Origin of the sequence: Mesorhizobium sp. M7A.F.Ca.AU.001.01.1.1 (genome assembly GCF_004022735.1) — a bacterium.
Taxonomy (GTDB): domain Bacteria; phylum Pseudomonadota; class Alphaproteobacteria; order Rhizobiales; family Rhizobiaceae; genus Mesorhizobium; species Mesorhizobium ciceri.
In genome coordinates this window covers 1-3442 of the sequence record NZ_RZPF01000702.1, presented here as the reverse complement: position 1 = coordinate 3442, position 3442 = coordinate 1, and the positions used below count along the sequence as shown (strand labels likewise).

The 3442-nt window shown below is 61.1% G+C and carries 4 protein-coding genes and 2 pseudogenes; 3 read left to right on the top strand and 3 right to left on the bottom strand.

Annotated features, from left to right (window positions below):
• Window positions 1–453 (top strand): annotated as a pseudogene (locus EN884_RS30180) (hypothetical protein); the annotation flags it as partial.
• Between the two features lie 105 nt (window positions 454–558).
• On the opposite strand, the gene EN884_RS30175 reads toward EN884_RS30180, so the two are convergent.
• The 3 genes from EN884_RS30175 to EN884_RS30165 all read right to left on the bottom strand — a co-directional run bounded on the left by EN884_RS30175 (window position 559) and on the right by EN884_RS30165 (window position 2341).
• Entirely contained in the window at window positions 559–852 is a 294-nt protein-coding gene (locus tag EN884_RS30175; protein WP_013530976.1) for a hypothetical protein, read from the bottom strand.
• A 190-nt stretch (window positions 853–1042) separates the two neighbouring features.
• Complete coding sequence (locus tag EN884_RS30170) at window positions 1043–1684, bottom strand: DapH/DapD/GlmU-related protein (RefSeq protein ID WP_063168299.1); 642 nt, start codon at window positions 1682–1684, stop codon at window positions 1043–1045.
• A gap of 138 nt (window positions 1685–1822) precedes the next feature.
• Entirely contained in the window at window positions 1823–2341 is a 519-nt protein-coding gene (locus EN884_RS30165) for a CreA family protein (RefSeq protein ID WP_024501452.1), read from the bottom strand.
• A gap of 188 nt (window positions 2342–2529) precedes the next feature.
• Here EN884_RS30165 and EN884_RS30160 point away from each other — a divergent pair, with 188 nt between their 5' ends.
• Window positions 2530–3108 carry an SCO family protein gene (locus EN884_RS30160; protein WP_013530973.1) on the top strand — a complete coding sequence of 193 codons (579 nt, stop codon included), beginning with the start codon at window positions 2530–2532 and terminating at the stop codon, window positions 3106–3108.
• Between the two features lie 10 nt (window positions 3109–3118).
• Window positions 3119–3442: pseudogene (locus EN884_RS30155) on the top strand (50S ribosomal protein L11 methyltransferase); the annotation flags it as partial.

Genomic DNA, 3442 nt, shown 5'->3' with positions numbered 1-3442 from the left:
GCCACCGACGGTTCGACGCTCGGCGTGGCGCTGGGTGCGCAGTTCCTGCGTGGCGCCGATAACATCTACCAGCGCTGGCGTCCGACCTGGCAAGTCACCTTCGGCAAGCCTCTGCCGCACGGCTTCGAGCTGCGCGGCACCTATTTCGGCCGCTACGAAACGTCCGAAACCGACGACCCCCTGGCTTCGTGGCTGCAGCGCGCGGAACTGGAACTGGGCATGAAGGTGCGCGAAAACCTCGGCATCGCTTCCGGCATCTTCTATGAGCTCAAGGACAATTTGCTCTACGAGAACCAGGAGCGCCGCAAGGGCGTCTATGCCGAAGCGACGTACAACGCGACCAAATCGATGGCCATTGTCGTTCGCGTCGACGTTTCCGAGACCTTCAAGACCGTGATCGACGAGCGCGAACACACGGTCGATGCATTTGTGGGCCTGCGGGCGAAGATCTAGCTCATTCCCGCGCTTGACTGGGTAGGCCCACAAGCGGAGGCAGGAGGGTGTTGAAGACCCTCCTGCCCACGACACGTGACATAAGGATGCCCGTGACTTTCCTGCTCAGTGACGGCCGCCCAGCTTGTAGCTGTTGCCGCCAAGGACATTGACGCCGATACCGCTGAGAACGCCGGTAAGGACGTTGGTCTTGTTGCCGTTCAGAATGCCCTGGACGACATTGCCGCTCAGGATGTTGTTGCCACTCAGGATGCCATTGAGCGCGGTCACCTGGCCGACACCGATGGACGGCGACACATTGATCAGGCTACCCGAGCTACCTCCCCAGCCGCCGGCATAGGCGCCGACAGTCGAGAACGAAACCATAGCAGCGGTGAGTACAAAAGCGAACTTCTTCATGACTTCTCTCCATTGTTGCTAGTAGTGTTTTCTTCGACTTCTTACGACTTACCCCCGAAACGAGTAGTGCATTTTGCCGAAAGTCTTGCAACCTTGGAGTGTTTAATTTCACGGATACAATCCGTTTTCCATTTCTTAACTTTAATATTTTACGTTAAGAAAATTGGTTACCGTCGACGTCTTGAGCTGGTCAGACGGCGTCGTTTTCCCAACGATCGAGGAATGCTTCGATCGGCATTGCCTGCATGTCGGGAACCGCTCTGGCGAGCTTTTCGACCGGCCAGTTCCACCAGGCGAGAGCTTCGATCCGCGCCGCGATATCCGGAGCGAAGCGTGGCCGGAGAGCCTTCGCCGGCACGCCGGCGACGATCGCGTAGGGCGGCACATCACGCGTCACCACTGCGTTGGCGCCGACCACCGCGCCATTGCCGATGGTGACCCCGGGCATGATCACCGCGCCGTGGCCGATCCAGACATCATGGCCGATGGTCACGGCTTTCGCCTGCCGCCGTTCGCGGAAGGCGGCATCGACGCCCAGCCAGCGAAAATACTCGTTCGGCCGGTAGCTGAGCTTGTGCTGGGTCAGCCGCTCTATGGGATGCTCCAGCGCATTGATGCGGCTGTTGGCGGCGATCGAGCAGAATTTGCCGATCGTCGTGTAGATCGCTTCCGAATGGCGTTCGAAATAGGAGAAGTCGCCGACGGTGACCTCGCGAAGCACCACCCGCTCGCCGATCGAGGCATAACGCCCAAGCTTGCACGCCTTCAACTCCGCGGTCGGATGGATGCGTGGCTCGGGGTCTTTCGGGACGAGATCTTCGGAACGGTCCATGCCGGCGGCTTTACGCCTAGGCGATTGGTCCCGCAAGCGGGGCCAATCGTCCGTCAGATCGTTTCCCGGCAAGGATTCGCCCAGGCGATTGGTCCCGCAAGCGGGGCCAATCGTGCGCCCGGGAAGGAACTGAATCGCCTATTGCGGCTTGCCTTTGCTCCACACCACGTTCTGGCCGTAGAGCGGCACAGTGGTGACCGACATTTTGGCCGAGCCGTTCTGCACCTGGCGCGAATGCGAGAGATAGATCAGCGTCTCGTTGGCCTTGTCGTAGATGCGGTTCACCACCTGCTTCTTCCAGATCAGGCTGATGCCTTGCTTGAACACTTCCTCGCCGCCCTCGCTCATGTCGATGTCGCCGATGGTGATCGGGCCGGTCTGGCGGCAGGAGATCGAGGAATCGGACGGATCCTCGAACCAGTTGCCCTTGTGCAGGCGATCGATGATGCCGCGATCGAAATAGGAGACGTGACATGTCACGCCCTCCACTTTGGGGTCCTTGATCGCCTCGACGATGATGTCGTTGCCGAGCCAGTCGACGCCGACCTTGCCGACTTCATCGGCCACGGCGGCCCCGGCACCTAGGACAACGCACGCGGCCAAGGCACCGCCGATCAGTCTTCGCCCAATCAGTCCGTGCCCAATCAGTCGTTGCAAGGGACCCTCCTGCGGTTCGAGTTGCCGGTCACAGGTGGGGCGAGCGGCCCGGCTTTGCAAGCAGATAGGTCGACACCGCAGCGGTTGCGGCAACGCGGCACTTTGCCTGTGCGGGGCCGAACCGCTAAGACTGTCACACAGGCGCGGCATTGAGCCGGCGCGACGATTTCTGCAGACGGACTTTTCTGATGATGCGTTCTATCCTGGTCGGTATTCTCGTCCTGATGGCGGCCGGCATCGGCTGGCTGACCTTCGACTGGTATCGCGGCCACTATGGCGGCGAGCCATTCGGGGCCGCCTTTACTCTGGTCGACCAGAAAGGCGCGCCGATCACCGAAGCCGCCTTCCGGGGCCAGCCCAGCGTCGTCTTCTTCGGCTTCACCCATTGCCCCGAGGTCTGCCCGACCACGCTGTTCGAACTGGCCGGCTGGCTGAAGACGCTCGGCGACGACGGCAAGAACCTGCACGCCTATTTCGTATCGGTCGATCCGGAGCGCGACACGCCTGAGGTGATGAACGCCTATGTCAGCAATTTCTCCGACCGTATCGTCGGCATCACGGGCGCTCCGGACAAGGTCCATGCCATGGCCAAGTCGTTCGGCATCTATTGGAAGAAGGTCGACACCGGCGACGGCGACTACACGATGGATCATACCGCCTCGGTGCTGCTGCTCAACGCCAAGGGCGATTTTGCCGGCACAATCGCCTACGGCGAAAGCGCCGATACGGCCATCGCCAAGCTGAAGCGGCTGGCGGCGAAAGGCTGATTACCATTTCATGACCCAGACGCGCCTTTACTTCACCACCGGAAAGATCGAGTCCGTCAGCATTTTCGCGGCGCTTGAGGCGGCCTTCGAGGAAGAGGGGCTGCCGATCGCCGTGCTGGAGGTCGACGAGGACAAGGACATCCACGAAGTGTCGCTCTATGCCGATGGCGACGTCGATGCGGTCGAGACCCGCTTGAAGGACATCCTTGCCGGCCTTTCCCTGTCGAAGCCGATCGAGCGCGAGCCCCTGCCCGACATCGACTGGGTGGCGCATTCGCTGGAAGAGTTGAAGCCGGTGCGTGCCGGACGTTTCTTCGTCCACGGCGCACATGAC

Bases quoted from the DNA above. Each gene is read 5' to 3' on its own strand.
- EN884_RS30175 (WP_013530976.1), bottom strand. From the start codon at position 852: ATGAAGAAGTTCGCTTTTGTACTCACCGCTGCTATGGTTTCGTTCTCG.
- EN884_RS30170 (WP_063168299.1), bottom strand. From the start codon at position 1,684: ATGGACCGTTCCGAAGATCTCGTCCCGAAAGACCCCGAGCCACGCATC.
- EN884_RS30160 (WP_013530973.1), top strand. From the start codon at position 2,530: ATGATGCGTTCTATCCTGGTCGGTATTCTCGTCCTGATGGCGGCCGGC.